Annotated in this window: 14 protein-coding genes; 5 read left to right on the forward strand and 9 right to left on the reverse strand. The window is 72.6% G+C overall.

The window, feature by feature from the left end; genetic code table 11:
• Positions 1 to 96: 96 nt before the first annotated feature.
• From BM385_RS15630 to BM385_RS15640, 3 genes are all read right to left on the reverse strand, one after another.
• On the reverse strand, positions 97 to 1,917 hold the full coding sequence (locus tag BM385_RS15630; protein ID WP_093843410.1) for an ABC transporter substrate-binding protein: 1,821 nt from the start codon (positions 1,915 to 1,917) through the stop codon (positions 97 to 99).
• Between the two features lie 24 nt (positions 1,918 to 1,941).
• Positions 1,942 to 2,925: an ABC transporter permease gene (locus tag BM385_RS15635; protein ID WP_237751343.1), complete on the reverse strand. Its 984-nt coding sequence runs from the start codon at positions 2,923 to 2,925 to the stop codon at positions 1,942 to 1,944.
• Positions 2,926 to 3,254: 329 nt separating this feature from the next.
• On the reverse strand, positions 3,255 to 4,223 hold the full coding sequence (locus BM385_RS15640; protein ID WP_026047612.1) for a GNAT family N-acetyltransferase: 969 nt from the start codon (positions 4,221 to 4,223) through the stop codon (positions 3,255 to 3,257).
• 129 nt (positions 4,224 to 4,352) lie between these two features.
• Between BM385_RS15640 and fdxA the strand changes: the two genes are divergently transcribed.
• A complete protein-coding gene (gene fdxA / locus BM385_RS15645; protein ID WP_019434882.1) occupies positions 4,353 to 4,679 on the forward strand; it encodes a ferredoxin in 327 nt (108 codons plus the stop codon).
• Positions 4,680 to 4,790: 111 nt separating this feature from the next.
• On the forward strand, positions 4,791 to 5,888 hold the full coding sequence (gene dapC / locus BM385_RS15650) for a succinyldiaminopimelate transaminase (RefSeq protein WP_093843411.1): 1,098 nt from the start codon (positions 4,791 to 4,793) through the stop codon (positions 5,886 to 5,888).
• Between the two features lie 146 nt (positions 5,889 to 6,034).
• Here the strand turns inward: dapC and BM385_RS15655 are convergent, their stop codons facing one another.
• From BM385_RS15655 to BM385_RS15675, 5 genes are all read right to left on the reverse strand, one after another.
• Positions 6,035 to 6,442, reverse strand: a complete 408-nt coding sequence (locus tag BM385_RS15655) for a hypothetical protein (protein WP_019434884.1) — start codon at positions 6,440 to 6,442, stop codon at positions 6,035 to 6,037.
• 144 nt (positions 6,443 to 6,586) lie between these two features.
• Entirely contained in the window at positions 6,587 to 7,537 is a 951-nt protein-coding gene (locus BM385_RS15660) for a M56 family metallopeptidase (protein WP_019434885.1), read from the reverse strand.
• Positions 7,534 to 9,126, reverse strand: coding sequence for an MFS transporter (locus BM385_RS15665; RefSeq protein WP_093843412.1), 1,593 nt, complete (start codon positions 9,124 to 9,126; stop codon positions 7,534 to 7,536). The genes BM385_RS15660 and BM385_RS15665 overlap by 4 nt, the downstream gene beginning before the upstream one ends.
• Positions 9,127 to 9,151: 25 nt before the next feature.
• On the reverse strand, positions 9,152 to 9,703 hold the full coding sequence (locus tag BM385_RS15670; protein WP_019434887.1) for a TetR/AcrR family transcriptional regulator: 552 nt from the start codon (positions 9,701 to 9,703) through the stop codon (positions 9,152 to 9,154).
• Positions 9,704 to 9,792: 89 nt separating this feature from the next.
• Complete coding sequence (locus tag BM385_RS15675; RefSeq protein WP_428836461.1) at positions 9,793 to 10,764, reverse strand: VldE C-terminal domain-containing protein; 972 nt, start codon at positions 10,762 to 10,764, stop codon at positions 9,793 to 9,795.
• Between the two features lie 58 nt (positions 10,765 to 10,822).
• Here BM385_RS15675 and dapE point away from each other — a divergent pair, with 58 nt between their 5' ends.
• Together dapE and BM385_RS15685 are read left to right on the forward strand one after the other, a co-directional pair.
• Positions 10,823 to 11,905 (forward strand): succinyl-diaminopimelate desuccinylase, encoded by a 1,083-nt coding sequence (gene dapE, locus BM385_RS15680; protein WP_019434889.1) that lies wholly within the window; start codon positions 10,823 to 10,825, stop codon positions 11,903 to 11,905.
• A 101-nt stretch (positions 11,906 to 12,006) separates the two neighbouring features.
• Positions 12,007 to 12,762 (forward strand): LOG family protein, encoded by a 756-nt coding sequence (locus BM385_RS15685; protein ID WP_019434890.1) that lies wholly within the window; start codon positions 12,007 to 12,009, stop codon positions 12,760 to 12,762.
• A gap of 132 nt (positions 12,763 to 12,894) precedes the next feature.
• Here the strand turns inward: BM385_RS15685 and folP are convergent, their stop codons facing one another.
• The gene (gene folP / locus BM385_RS15690) at positions 12,895 to 13,755 is read right to left on the reverse strand and encodes a dihydropteroate synthase (RefSeq protein ID WP_093843413.1); all 861 of its coding nucleotides are present in this window, start codon (positions 13,753 to 13,755) and stop codon (positions 12,895 to 12,897) included.
• A gap of 128 nt (positions 13,756 to 13,883) precedes the next feature.
• Between folP and BM385_RS15695 the strand changes: the two genes are divergently transcribed.
• On the forward strand, positions 13,884 to 14,246 hold the full coding sequence (locus BM385_RS15695) for a DivIVA domain-containing protein (protein ID WP_019434892.1): 363 nt from the start codon (positions 13,884 to 13,886) through the stop codon (positions 14,244 to 14,246).
• Positions 14,247 to 14,299 lie beyond the last annotated feature (53 nt).

The following is a 14,299-nucleotide window of genomic DNA, read 5'->3' on the forward strand; positions in this document are numbered from 1 at the left end:
GTAGGCAGCTTTCGGTGACAGCCGGCGCCGGGGTCACCGGCCCGCCGGGCCCGGGTGGGGCGGGGCGGGCCGGTGACGGCCGATCGCGTCGCGGGGTCAGTCCTGGATGACGTACAGCCGGTGCATGTCGACGGTGCTGAAGTCGTTGTTGAAGACGGCTCCGCCGATCCGCGACCCGTGCAGGATGTTCTGCTTGTAGTAGAAGAGGGGGACGGCGGGCAGGTCCTCCTCCAGGATGCGCTTCTGGAGCTCGAACCAGGCGGTGGCGGCTTCGTCCGCGTCCGACAGCAGCAGGATGCGGTCGATCTCCTCGTTGATGTAGTCCTGGTTGATGTGGCTGTAGTTGGACGCGCCGTCCTGGATGGTGCGGCCGTCGTACTGGGCCGGGATCACGGTGGCGGCGGAGAGCCAGTCGTGGCCCCAGTTGCTGCGGTAGATGTCGTAGCCGTTGTCGACCTGGCCGATGGTGTCGTAGTACTGCTCGGTGGGGACCTCGCTGCGGTTCACCGAGAAGCCGGCCGTCTCCAGCGCGTCGGCGATGGCGACGGCGGCCTGCTGGTCCTCGGGGGCCACGTGGTGGAGGTAGTTCAGCTCGTAGCCGACCGCGTCGGCCTCCTCCAGCAGCTGCCGGGCCCGCTCGGTGTCGCCCTGCGGCAGGGCGAGCTTGCCGTACGGGTCGTAGTCGTGCTCGTAGCCGGGCAGCAGGGGGGAGATGAAGCCGCCCGCGTAGGCGCCGCCGATGGCGCCGCCGTAGGCGTTGAGCACGCCGTTGAGCGGGATGGCGTGCGCGATGGCCTCCCGGACCCGCTTGTCGGTGACGGTGTCCTGGTTGATGACCAGGGAGGCGACGAACACCTGGTAGCCGCTGACCATCCGCTCCTGGACCGCCGGGTCCTGGACGACCTCGGCGGAGCCGGCGTCGATGCCGTTGTTGAAGCTGATGGCGTACTGGTTGTCGCCGTTGTCGGCGGTGAGGCGGCCGGTGGAGTCGTCCTGGCTGTGGCCGAAGGTGATCTCGTACCGGTCCGGGTAGGCGTTGCGCGCGGCGTCGGTCCCGGGCACCCAGTGCTCGTTGCGGGTGAGGGTCATGGACCGGCCGGGGCGGAAGTCCTCGATCTGGTAGGGGCCGGAGGTCAGCGGGTCCTGGTCGTAGTTCTCCTTGGTGTCGCCCTCCCGCGAGACGGCGAAGTAGCCGGGCAGGGTGAGGGCGTAGGGCAGGTCGTTCTGCGGCTGGGCGAAGTGGAAGACGATGGTCTTCTCGTCCGGGGTCTCCAGCACGCTGTCGGGCAGGTGGTCGCCCTCGTACGGGCCGTCCGGGAGCAGTTCGCGGTAGGCGGCGCCCTCGGCGTCGGCGAGCCAGGACTGGATGAACGTCGGTCCCTGGGTGATGAATTCGGCGAACTGCCGCTCGAAGGTGTGCCGGATGTCGGCGGAGGTGATGGGGGAGCCGTCGTTGAAGTAGATGTCGTCCTTGAGGGTGTACGTCCAGGTGCGGCCCTCGTCGGAGACGGTGCCCGCGTCGGTGGCCAGGTCGCCGACCACCGAGTAACTGCCGTCGTTGTGCAGCCGGGTGGTGGTGAGGCCGCGGTGCAGCAGGCGGGCGATGGTCATCTCGTGGGCGACGTAGATCTGCGCCGGGTCGAGATGGTCGGGGGAGGTCTCCTGGAGCACGCGTATGGTGCCGCCGCTCCGGGCGCCGGGCACCTCCTCGGCCGGGCCGGTGGAGCCGGCGGCGTCGGCGAACTCGATGGTCTGGAGGGTTTCGGGCGCGGTGTCGCGGTCACCGCCTCCCGGGGTGTCCCCGCCGCCCCCGCCGCCGCTGCTGCACGCGCCGAGGAGCAGGGCGCCGGCCAGGGCGAGGGACGCGGCCCTGGTGCCCCGTCCGGACAGGGTTCTGCGTCGCGTCGTGATGGTCATGACTTCGGTCGCACCTCACATCGGTCAGCGGTCGGACTTCGGGTCGAAGGCGTCCCGTACGGAGTCCCCGAGCAGGTTGAAGGCGACCACGAAGATCACCATCGCGACGCCGGGGAAGAACATGTAGGTGATGTCGCTCTTGTAGACCCGGGCGCCGGTGGCGAACATCCGGCCCCAGTCGGGGGTGGGTTCGGTCATGCCGACCCCGAGGTAGGAGAGTGCGGCGGCGGTGGTGACGAAGCTGGGCAGCATGTAGGTCGTCTGCACCAGGGTGGGTGAGACGACGTTGGGCAGCAGTTCCTTGCGGATGATGCGCCAGGGGGAGGCGCCGGAGACCTTGGCCGCCTCCACGAACTCCCGGTCGCGCAGGGAGAGGGTGGCGCCGCGCAGAATGCGGGCCAGGGTCATCCAGCCGAGAATCCACAGGACGACGACCACCGACAGCACCCGCACATAGGTGGGTGTTTCCTGTCTCGGATCGACGAACAGGCTGGTGACGATGGGCAGGAAGGCGACGAAGAACAGCTGGTTGGGAAAGGCCATCAGCAGATCGATGAGCCGGCTGATGGTGTAGTCCCACTTACCGCCGAGATAGCCGGCGGCGATGCCGAGCACGATCGCGGTGAGGGTGGCCAGGACGGTGACGGCCAGCGCGATGAACAGCGAGGTGCGGATGCCGTACACCAGCTGGGTCAGGACGTCGCGGCCCATGAGGGGTTCGAGGCCGAACCAGAACTCCCCGTCGATTCCGCCATTGGGCTTGACCGGATAGCCGTACTCGTTGAGCAGGGTCGGGTCGATCTGTCCGTACCGGGTGTACGGATCCTTGCCGTAGAGCCAGGAGATGACCGGGGCCAGCAGCCCGATCGCGAAGAAGAACAGCACCACGCAGGCGGAGGCGACCCCGACCTTGTCGCGGCGGAACCGGCGCCACATCAGCTGTCCCGGAGAACGCCCGGTCAGCTCGGATTCGGCTGCGGCAACGGCAGCCTTCGACCGACGTGCCATCACATGACTTCCCCCCACCCGATGTCGATACGCGTGTAGAGCGGGACTGTGGCAAGGCGCACATGGGCTCGTCAAGAGAAAGCAGTGGTATAAACCTATGATGATAATTCAGTGTGGCATTTCTGCGCGGAATGACACGAGCGCACGCGCGATGATCCGTTCAACTTCCGGAAATGTGCCGACACCAGGCCCTTGCCGGGGTTAACACGGCAGCAACCTGCCGGACCCGGCACCGATATGCGGACAGCCCAGACTGAGGCGGTACGGCCGTGCGGGTGCCGTAGCCCGGGGCGGCGCGGCGTTGACGACCGCACCGCCCCGGGCGCCTGTCAGGGCGCCGTCCGGTAGTGGTAGTGGTGGTGATCCGTGAAGCCCAGCCGGTCGTACAGCACCCGGGCCCCCTCGTTGTCCGGCTCCACCTGGAGGTACGCCGCGCTCGCGCCCTCCGCCAGCGCGACCCGCGCCAGCTCCGCCATCAGCGCCGTGGCCAGCCCTTGCCGCCGGTACTCCGCCGCCACCCGCACCGCCGCGAACCCCGCCCAGCGCCCGTCCACCACACACCGCGCCACCGCCGCGCCCGGCACCCGGGCGAGATGGACGGAAGGACCGCCGGCCAGCACCCGCGGCGCGTGGTCCGGGGCCTCGCGATGCCGCGGATAGGCCGCCAGCCACTCCCCGGTCAGCTCCCGCCCGACCCGGACCCGCGGATCCGGCTCCCGGTCGGCCAGCGGCGCCAGCGCCGCCACCCGCAGGATCGCCGGCCGCTCCGCCCGCCACCCGGCCCGCTCCAGCGCGGCGTCCAGCAGTTCGTCGGTGCCGGCCGCGCCGGTGTCCACCTGGATCCGGGCCGGCAGCCCGCGCGCCGCGTACCACCGGCGGATCCGCTCCGGATCGGGATCGCCGGGGCCCACCCGGTGCGCCGAGTTGGCGCGGGCCGTCCAGCCCCCGGCCGCGTTCAGCAGCCAGTCGCCGATCCGCTCCGTCTCCGTACCCGGCCAGGCGCGCCCGGCCACCGCCGTCAGCTCCCGCGCGGAGGCCGCCGGGGTGCCCCGGCGGCGCGCGGGGGCCTGCGGCACGGTCTTTCCGGCCACCATGCCGGATTCGGCGAGCTCGACCCGCTGCCCGTCCCGCCGTGTGATGCTCAGCACGCCGTCCGACCAGGACGTGAGGACCCCCACCGTGTCCGTATAGCGGGCCGGTGCGTCACCCGGGGCGGCGATGGTCCGAACAGAGACGCGTTTGCCCAGGTCAGCGGGGGTGATCGTAACCTTGAGGCGTCCGCCCATGGTGAACTCCACCGTCTTGTCCGCCCCTCGGATTACTTCTTGTCCATTCGACCCGCGATACTAGAGGGTGAGCATCGACGACGCCGCGCCCCCGCGCGCCCAGCGGCTGATTGCCGCCCCTTACCGAGGAGGACTGACAGCGTGACCTACGTCATCGCGCAGCCGTGTGTCGACCTGAAGGACAAGGCATGCATCGAGGAGTGCCCGGTCGACTGCATCTACGAGGGCCAGCGTTCCTTGTACATCCACCCGGATGAGTGCGTCGACTGCGGTGCCTGCGAGCCGGTGTGCCCTGTCGAGGCGATCTTCTACGAGGACGACACCCCGGAGGAGTGGAAGGACTTCTACAAGGCCAACGTGGAGTTCTTCGACGAGCTGGGCTCGCCCGGCGGCGCCAGCAAGCTCGGCCTCATCGAGCGCGACCACCCCTTCATCGCCGCGCTGCCCCCGCAGGAGCACGACGAGTGAGACGGTGAACGAGCCGTCGTACCCCTCGTACACCTCGTACCCGTGACACCCGGTCCCGCACGGCAGCAGCCGAGCGGGACCGTCGCGTTGGACCAGAAAGTGAGCCACCCCGTGCCGTCCCTCTTCGCCCGGCTGCCCGCCTTCCCCTGGGACCGCCTGGAGCCGTACAAGGCCACCGCCGCCGCGCACGACGGCGGCATCGTCGATCTGTCGATCGGCACCCCGGTGGACCCGGTGCCCGCGCTGATCCAGGACGCCCTCACGGCCGCCGCCAACAGCCCCGGCTACCCCACCGTGTGGGGCACCCCCGCGCTGCGCGAGGCGATCCTGGGCTGGCTGGCCCGCCGGACGAACGCGGCCGGGCTCGACCACCCGAACGTGCTGCCGGTGGTGGGCTCCAAGGAACTGGTGGCCTGGCTGCCGACCCAGCTCGGGCTCGGCCCCGGCGACAAGGTGGCCTGCCCGCAGCCGGCCTACCCGACGTACGAGGTGGGCGCGCGGCTGGCCGGGGCCGAACCCGTGCCGTACACCGGGGCCGTCACCGACCTCGACCCGGCCGGGCTCAAGCTGGCCTGGCTGAACTCCCCGGGCAACCCGAGCGGCCGGGTGCTGGACGTGGCCGAACTGCGGGCCGCCGTGGAGTGGGCGCGCCGGCACGGGGTGCTGCTGCTGAGCGACGAGTGCTACCTGGAGCTGGGCTGGGAGGCCGATCCGGTCTCCGTGCTGGACCCGGCGGTGTGCGGCGGCTCGGTGGACGGGCTGATCGCGGTGCACTCGCTGTCGAAGCGGTCCAACCTGGCGGGCTACCGGGCGGCGTTCCTGGCCGGCGACCGTACGGTGCTGGGCGAACTGCTCCAGATCCGCAAGCACGGCGGGATGATGCTGCCGGCCCCGGTGCAGGCGGCGATGACCGTGGCGCTGGGGGACGACGCGCATGTGGCCGTGCAGCGCGAGCGGTACGCGGCGCGGCGGGCCGCGCTGCGGGGGGCGCTGGAGGGGCGGGGCTTCCGCATCGAGCACAGCGAGGCGTCGCTGTACCTGTGGGCGACGCGGGACGAGCCGTGCTGGGAGACCGTGGCGGAGCTGAGCAAGGAGGGCGTCCTGGTGGCGCCCGGCGAGTTCTACGGCCCCCCGGGCGACCGCTTCGTGCGGGTGGCGTTCACCGCCACGGACGAAAGGGTGGAAGAGGCGGTCCGGCGGCTGTCCTGACCTTGGGGGCGCCCCCGGCCGGAGGCTGGGGGAGAAAGAGTGGCAGAGGCGGTCCGGCGGCTGTCCTGACGGCGGACAGCGCGGAGCCCCCGGGGCGGGAGGCGTCCCCGGGGGCTCCGCAGGCGGGCCGGTTCGGCGGCCGGCGGTCAGCCGATGGGCAGGCCGCCGAGCAGCTGGGTGGCCGAGGTCGGGTTGACCGGGGCGGCCGAGGTGAGGGTCTTGCCGAGCGCCCCGGCGCCCTCGGTGGCGACCTCGGCGGCCAGCTCGCCGACGACCTGCTGGGCGGCCGGAACGGTGCCCTGGATCGCGGTGTTGGCGGTCTCGCCGAGCGCCGGCAGCGTGCGGTTCTCCTCGCCGGTCAGCCCGCCCGCGGTCTTGGTGACGCCCTCGACCGTGTTGCCCAGGGTGGCGGGGTCCAGGTTGGTGATCCCGTTCAGCTCCCCGTTGGTGGGCAGCCCCAGGGCGCTGGCCTGGCCGGCGGCGCCGACGAGCGGGGCGGCGGCCGCGAGCACGATGGCGGCCTTGGTCACACGGCGCTGGAGGGGGTTGGACATGATGCTCCTTTGGCGAGAAGTGGTGCGTTGTGGTGCGTTGCCGTGCCTATCGCTCGGAGGGGCTCGGAGGTTGCGGTCTCGCCGGGTAAAGGATTGGTAATGCGTCGCATGATCAGCTCTGCGCAAAAATGGCCGCTCCGTGGCCTATTGCAGCGGGGACAGTGCGAACAGACCTGGCCCGAACGTGATCAGGAGTGGCAGTAACGGAGCGAGTGCCGCCGCCGCGGCGGCCGTACGGCGGCGGGCCGGGGTGAGCCGGACCGGTGGCTCCAGCAGCCGGTCCACCCGGTCGCCGAGCTGCCGCCGGCTGGAGGAGCAGGACAGCACGCCCCGGTGCTCGTTCAGTTCGATGAGCGCGAGCGCGGTGTCCAGATGACCGCAGCGCCGTGACGCGGTGTCGTCGGCGGCGAGTTCGACCAGCCGGTGGGTCTGTTCGCAGAAGTGCGCGAACAGCGGCACCCGCGGAAAGCCGGTGGCCAGCGCGCCGGACAGCTGGAGCAGCCAGTCGTGCCGGGCCCGCGCGTGACCGCGTTCGTGGGCCAGTACGGCGTCCAGCCGGCGCCCGGTGAGCCGGCGCAGCGCGCCCGTGGTGATCACCAGTTGGCCGTCGCCGCCGGGCAGCCACCAGGCGTCCGGGTACTCGTCCTCCAGGACCAGCAGCGGGCCGGGCCGGGAGGGCAGCAGCGGGGCGGGGAGATCGGGCGCCCGCTCGCGCAGCCGGGCCCGGCGCAAAGCGCGGGTGCGGTACGCCTCGGTCAGCTGCCGGGCCAGCATGGCGGCGGTCCAGGCCGCTCCGCAGGCCAGCAGCAGGGTGAGGACGGCCGTCCACAGCGGTACGTCGTGCAGGTTGTAGGCCGCGGTGACGGCTTCCGGCGCGGGCGCGAACACCTGGGCCCGTACCGTGTCGAACACGGCCGCCGCGCCCAGCAGCAGGGCGGCCAGCGCGCACAACAGCACGGTGCCGACCAGGCACTGCCACACCCACAGCGCCACCACCGGCTCCCGCCCGGGCCATTCGGCCCGGGTCAGGGCGCGCGGCAGCAGCACGGCGGCGCTCAGGGCGGTTGCCATGAGCAGGAGGAGGCTGAGGCTCACTCCGTGGGGTTTCCCTTCGTGACCAGGTGCCCGGCGTCGCTGACGGCCGGTTCGTCCTCGGGCGCCGTGGGGACGACGGGGGCCGGGGCGGGCCGGGAGAGCAGCCGGGCGGTGAGGGCGGCGCCGCCCACCAGGACCACCGTAGCGATCAGCAGGGTGGCCGTATAGCCGTGGTCGAAGGCTTGGTGCGCGGCGGCGAGCAGCGCGTCGGCTGCCTGGCCGTCGGGGAGTTCGCCGGCGGCGGCGATGGCCTGGTCAAGGCCCTCCCGCGCGGAGTCGGGCGCGCCCTCGGGCAGCCGGATGGTGGAGGTGTACAGCGCGCCGAGCAGGCTGCCGAGGATCGCGACGCCGGACAGCGAGCCCAGCTCGTAGGAGACTTCCTCCACCGAGGCGGCCATCCCGGCCCGGTGCTTGGGGGCGTTGCCGATGATGGCGGCCGAGGCGGCGGTCATCGCCAGCCCGGCTCCGGCGCCGACCACCACCAGCCCGGGCATGATCCAGGCCGAGTGGTCCGGGTCCAGGGCGAGGAACGGCACCGTCCCCGGCGTCATGCCCAGGGTGAGCAGCGCGCCGGTACCGGTGAGCAGCAGCCCGCCGACGAGCAGCGGACGGGTGCCGACCCGGTGCAGCAGGGCGCCGCCGATGACGCCGGCCGGCAGCGCGCCCAGGGCGACGGCCGCCACCAGCAGGCCGGCCGACAGCGGGGAGAGGCCGAGGACCAGTTGCAGCCGCTGGGTGAGCACCAGCTGGATCCCGGCGTCCGCGAACATCGCCAGGCCCGCCGCCGCGACCCCGGCCATGATGCGCGGGTCGCGCAGCAGCGCGAAGTCGATCAGCGGGTGGGACATGCCGCGCTGGCGGCGGATGAACAGCCAGAACCCGGCGGCGGCCACCAGCAGCGCCAGGACGACGTGCAGCGGCTGCGGCGCGGGCTTGGTCAGCTCCTTGATCGCGTACACGGTGCCGACCAGGCCGGCCATGATCTGTACGGAGGCGAGCAGGTCCCAGGGCTTGTCGGGGTTGCCGGAGCCGCCGGGTGCCAGCAGCGCCGCGGCCACCAGGCTCACCAGCACCACGGGGACGTTGATGAGGAAGACCGAACCCCACCAGAAGTGTTCGAGCAGCAGCCCGCCCACGATGGGGCCCATCGCCATGCCGAAGACGGACATCGTGCCCCACACACCGATGGCGATGCCGCGTTCCCGCTCGTCGTCGAAGGTGATGCGGATGAGCGAGAGGGTGGCCGGCATCATCGCGGCGGCGCCGACCGCCAGGAACGCCCGGCCGCCGATGAGCACGCCGGGGGTGGGCGCGAAGGCGGCCAGCAGGGAGGCGGCGCCGAACAGGGTCAGGCCGATGAGGAACATCCGCTTGTGGCCGACCCGGTCCCCCAGGGTGCCGGCGCCCAGCAGCAGACCGGCCATCACCAGCGGATAGGCGTTGATGATCCACAGCTTCTGCGAAGCGTCGGCGGACAGTTCCTCGGTCAGCGTCGGCAGGGCGGTGTACAGGACGGTCATGTCCACCGAGATCAGCAGCAGACCTGCCGAGACGGTCACCAGGATCCACCAGCGCTTGGCGCTGCTCACGTCGTTCTCCTTGTCGGTGAGGGTGCTACGCCCGCGGGCGTGCGGGGTCGGTGAGGGCGGTGATCCGCTCCACCAGGGCGGCCTTGAGGGGGGCGGGGAGCGGGGCGCCGGAGGTGGCCTCGTACAGCCACATGCCGTCGGAGGCCATCCGGGCCAGCAGCAGATCGACGTCCGCCGGCTCCTCCAGGCGCTCGGGCAGCGGCGCCCAGCGGTGCATCAGCTCGTCCCACTGCCGGGCGAGGGCGGGCTGGGCCGTGGATTCGAGCATGAAGGTCAGCTCCGCCTTGCTGGCGGTGTTGGCCGCGCCCTCGATGGTGTAGGCGGTGGTCGACTCGCGGACGGTCGCCTCCGCCAGCGGTTTGCCGAGCAGTTCGGCCAGCCGTTCCTCCCACCGGGTGATCAGGTGTTTCTGGATGGCGAACAGCAGGTCTTCGCGGCTGGGGAAGTGGTACATCAGGCCGGCCTTGGTCACGCCGGCCTCGCGGGCGGCGGATTCCAGGGTGAGGGCGGTGATGCCGTCGCGTTCGGTGACGCGGATGGCGGCATCCAGGATGAGGGGGCGGGAGCTGGGACGCATAACCAGTTACTTTACCATCCGGAAGGTAAAGTAACTGGGGCGTGCGCTACCGGCCGGGCCCGGGCCCGGCCGGTACGGCCACCGCGCGGCTACTCGGTGTCCCGCTCCGTCTCCGGGGCGCTGTCCGGGCCGCTCTCCGGCTCGCCTTCCGGCGGCGCCAGGATGCTCAGCACCAGCTCGTCGCCCACGCTGCGGCCCCCCGTCCCGTCCAGCGCGCTGTCCGAGCGGTCGGCGTCCTCCCGCCAGCCCTCCCGGGACCGCTTCGCCTCCCACACCCGGTTGCCCAGCTGGATCCGCTCGATCCCCAGCTCGGCCGCGTGCGCCACCGACCAGTGCGCCAGCTCCCAGCCCCGCTGGGCGTGCTCCGCCGGCGACAGGCCCACCGTCACCAGCTCCCCGTCGGCACCGACCGGCAGCTCGCCGAACTCCGCCCGGATCCGCTCCGGCACCTCGGCGGCGAGGAAGGGATCGACCCCGTCCTCCCCGACCGTGCAGTTCAGCGCGGCGGGGGACCGGCCGGTCAGCGCGGCGGCCAGCAGCGAGGCGCGCGGCTCGTGCTTGGCGTACTCGTCCGGGAACGCGCTGCGCTGCACCTCCTGCGCGGCCTCGGTCAGCGGCATCGTCAGATAGTCCTCGACCTCCACCAGGTGGTCGTAGAACTGCCCGGCCGAGTACACCGGATCCATGATCTCCTCCACCGTGCCCCAGCCCTGGCTCGGCCGTTGCTGGAAGAGGCCCACCGAATCCCGGTCGCCGTAATCGATGTTGTAGAGACTGGACTCCTGCATGGCGGTCGCGATCGCTATCGTGATCGCCCGCTCCGGCAGCCCGCGCGCCGTGCCGACGGCGCCGATCGTCGCGGCGTTGGCGGCCTGCCGGGGCCGCATGGTGAACGAGGCGGTCTCTCCCTCGCCCGCGACCGTGCAGTGCGGCGGCTGCGCAGGTCCCGGCGATGACGTGTACTGCACCACGCCGTAACCGGCCACAGCGGCCAAAACCAGGACAGCGGACCCGCCGCGGACCAGCCTGCGACGTCGGGGAGAAGCGGTGGGTTCGGGCACGCGCTTACGGTAACCGGTCTCCGTCACAGCCGGATCACCCACGGGTACCCTCGTGGCCATGGAACCACCCGCACTTGATCTCGCTCTCGACGCCCCCGCCCTCACCGCCCAGCTCGTGGACATCCCCTCGGTCAGCGGAACCGAGGGCCCGCTGGCCGACGCCGTCGAAAGCGCGCTGCGCGCCCTGCCGCACCTGCGGGTGGACCGTTACGGCAACAACGTCGTCGCCCGCACCGACACAGGACGTGCCGAACGCGTCCTGCTCGCCGGCCACATCGACACCGTCCCGATCGCCGGCAACGTCCCCTCCCGGCTGGACGAGGACGGCCTGCTGTGGGGCTGCGGCACCACCGACATGAAGGCCGGCGTCGCCGTCCAGCTGCGCATCGCCGCCACCGTGCCCGAGCCCAACCGCGATCTCACCTTCGTCTTCTACGACAACGAAGAGGTCGAGTCCGAGCGCAACGGCCTGCGCCACCTCGCCGCCGTCCACCCAGACTGGCTGGCCGCCGACTTCGCCGTCCTCCTCGAACCCTCCACCGGCGAGGTCGAGGGCGGCTGCCAGGGCACCCTGCGCGTCCAGCTGCGGCTGCCCGGGGTGCGCGCCCACTCCGCGCGCTCGTGGATGGGCGCCAACGCCATCCACGCCGCCGCCCCCGTCCTCGCCCGGCTCGCCGCCTACGAGCCGCGCCGCCCGGTCATCGACGGCCTGGAGTACCACGAGGGCCTCAACGCCGTGGGCATCGAGGGCGGCGTCGCCGGCAACGTCATCCCGGACGCCTGCGTCGTCACCGTGAACTACCGCTACGCGCCGGACCGCGGCGAGGAGCAGGCCATCGCCCACGTCCGCGAGGTCTTCGCCGACTGCGGACCGCTGGAGATCGAGGTCACCGACCACGCCCCCGGCGCCCTGCCCGGCCTCTCCCACCCGGCCGCCCGCGCCTTCATGGCGGCGGTCGGCGGGCAGGCACGGCCCAAGTTCGGCTGGACCGACGTCTCCCGGTTCAGCGCGCTCGGCATCCCCGCGGTGAACTACGGCCCCGGCGAGGCCAGCCTCGCCCACCGGCGCGACGAGCGGGTGGAGACCGCGCTCATCACCCGCTGCGAGGAACGGCTGCGCGCCTGGCTCGGCGCGGCGTAGCGAGTTCGCCGGTCACGCACTGTCCCGCGCCCTGTCACCAGTGCTTCACTTTTGTCACCGTACGCTGAGTGAGGAGCACGCACCGTCGTAAGGAGCAACACATGAGCACCAGCCCCGAGTCCCGGCCGGCCGCCACGGACGCGCGCCGCGAGCAGCGCCTGGGGCCGGTGGTGCGCCGCCGCGAACAGGTGGTGCCCGGCACGGCCGACCAGCGGCTGCTGGACACCCGGGGCCCGTCCGACTGGGTGCACGGCGACCCGTGGCGGGTGCTGCGCATCCAGTCCGAGTTCGTCGAGGGCTTCGGCGCCCTGGCCGAACTCGGCCCGGCCGTCAGCGTCTTCGGCTCCGCCCGGACGCCGCCCGGCTCGCCCGAGTACGAGGCCGGGGTGCGCATCGGGCGCGGGCTCGCCGAAGCCGGGTTCACGGTGATCACCGGCGGTGGGCCGGGCGCGATGGAGGCCGCCAACAAGGGCGCGGCCGAGGCCGGCGGGGTCTCGGTCGGCCTCGGGATCGAGCTGCCCTTCGAACAGGGGCTGAACGAGTACGTGAACATCGGCGTCAACTTCCGCTACTTCTTCGTCCGCAAGACGATGTTCGTGAAGTACGCCCAGGGCTTCCTGGTGCTGCCCGGCGGCATGGGCACCATGGACGAACTGTTCGAGGCGCTCACCCTCGTCCAGACCCGCAAGGTGACCCGGTTCCCGATCGTGCTGGTCGGCCGCGACTACTGGCAGGGGCTGGCCGACTGGCTGCGGCAGACCATGATCGCCGGTGGCAAGGCGTCCGAGAAGGACCTGGACCTCTTCCACATCACCGACGACGAGGACGAGGCGATCGCCCTGGTCACCAAGGCGTAGCGGCTGCGCGGGCGGCCCCGTCAGCCCCCGCCCCGGGCGTCCGGTCCGGCGGGGCAGGTGCGGTACGTCAGGGGGTGGCCGCCTTGGCCGCCCGGCCGCCGTCGTCCGGGCCGCCTGCCGCCCGGCCGTTGCTCAGGCCAGCCCGCGCCGGGCCACCGCCGGCGGCCGGTGCCCGGCGATCGAGGCCACCATGTCCAGAACCTGCCGCGTCTCCGCCACCTCGTGCACCCGGTAGACCCGCGCCCCCAGCCAGGCGGAGACCGCCGTGGTGGCCAGCGTGCCGATCAGCCGGTCCTTGACCGGACGGTCCAGCGTCTCGCCGACGAAGTCCTTGTTGGACAGCGACACCAGCACCGGCCAGCCGGTCGCCGTCATCTCCCCGAGCCGCCGGGTCGCCTCCAGCGAGTGCCGGGTGTTCTTCCCGAAGTCGTGCCCCGGATCGATCAGCACCCCGTCACGGCGCACCCCGAGCCGTACCGCCCGCTCCGCCAGGCCCACCGTGGTCCGCAGGATGTCGGCCACCACGTCCTCGTACACCACCCGGTGCGGCCGGGTGCGCGGCCGGGCGCCGCCCGCGTGCGTGCACACCAGGCCCACCCCGTGCCGGGCGGCCACCTCGGCCAGCTTCGGATCGACCCCGCCCCAGGCGTCGTTGAGCAGATCGGCGCCCTCCGCGCACACCGCCTCGCCCACCTCGTGCCGCCAGGTGTCCACGGAGATGACCACCTCCGGGTACCGGCGCCGCACCTCGGCGACGAACCCGGCCGTGCGCCGGATCTCCTCGCCCGCGTCCACCTCCTGGCCCGGGCCCGCCTTCACCCCGCCGATGTCGATGATCGCCGCGCCCTCGGCCACCGCCCGCTCCACCCGCTCCAGCGCCGGGCCGTCGTCGAACGTGGCGCCCTGGTCGTAGAAGGAGTCGGGCGTGCGGTTCACGATGGCCATGATCACCGGCTCACCGGCCGCGAACTCTCGCGTCCCCAGGCGCAGCATTGTCGGGTCATCCCTCCCATGTCCGGCGGTTCGGCACGGGTACGAACCTACCTGGCGCCACCCACGGGCGCGGCATGGCACGATCGGTCCCGCATCGGTACGTATCCGAGGGAGAGGCGGTCGGCGCGGTGTTCTGGTTTCTGATGGCGGCCATGGTGGCGGTCGTCGCGGCGGTCGCGCTGGCGGTCCTGGGCAGCGGCGACGGCTCCGGCGGTCCGGTGACGGGCGGGCTGCCCGAGGCCGAGCCGGACCGCGCGCACGACCCGCTCCCGGTGGACCGGCCGCTGACCGCCGCCGACGTGGTCGCGGTACGGCTGCCGCTGGCGGCGCGCGGCTACCGGATGGCGGAGACCGACGACGTGCTGGACCGGCTGGCGGCGGAGCTGGCCGAGCGGGACGCGCGGATCGCGGCGCTGGAGGCGGAGCTGGGCCGGGTGCCCGGGCCGCCGCCGCTGCCCGGGCCGCCGCCCCCGGCCGGGCCCGCGGTGTGACGCGCGCCGCCCGGCCCGCCGCGGAAGGCGGCCGGACGCGGACGGCGCGCCCG

Source organism: Streptomyces harbinensis (genome assembly GCF_900116145.1).
GTDB classification, from domain to species: Bacteria; Actinomycetota; Actinomycetes; order Streptomycetales; family Streptomycetaceae; genus Streptomyces; species Streptomyces carpaticus.

Bases quoted from the DNA above. Each gene is read 5' to 3' on its own strand.
- folP (WP_093843413.1), bottom strand. From the start codon at position 13,755: ATGCTGCGCCTGGGGACGCGAGAGTTCGCGGCCGGTGAGCCGGTGATC.
- dapE (WP_019434889.1), top strand. From the start codon at position 10,823: ATGGAACCACCCGCACTTGATCTCGCTCTCGACGCCCCCGCCCTCACC.
- BM385_RS15685 (WP_019434890.1), top strand. From the start codon at position 12,007: ATGAGCACCAGCCCCGAGTCCCGGCCGGCCGCCACGGACGCGCGCCGC.
- BM385_RS15630 (WP_093843410.1), bottom strand. From the start codon at position 1,917: ATGACCATCACGACGCGACGCAGAACCCTGTCCGGACGGGGCACCAGG.
- BM385_RS15670 (WP_019434887.1), bottom strand. From the start codon at position 9,703: ATGCGTCCCAGCTCCCGCCCCCTCATCCTGGATGCCGCCATCCGCGTC.
- BM385_RS15655 (WP_019434884.1), bottom strand. From the start codon at position 6,442: ATGTCCAACCCCCTCCAGCGCCGTGTGACCAAGGCCGCCATCGTGCTC.
- BM385_RS15635 (WP_237751343.1), bottom strand. From the start codon at position 2,925: ATGGCACGTCGGTCGAAGGCTGCCGTTGCCGCAGCCGAATCCGAGCTG.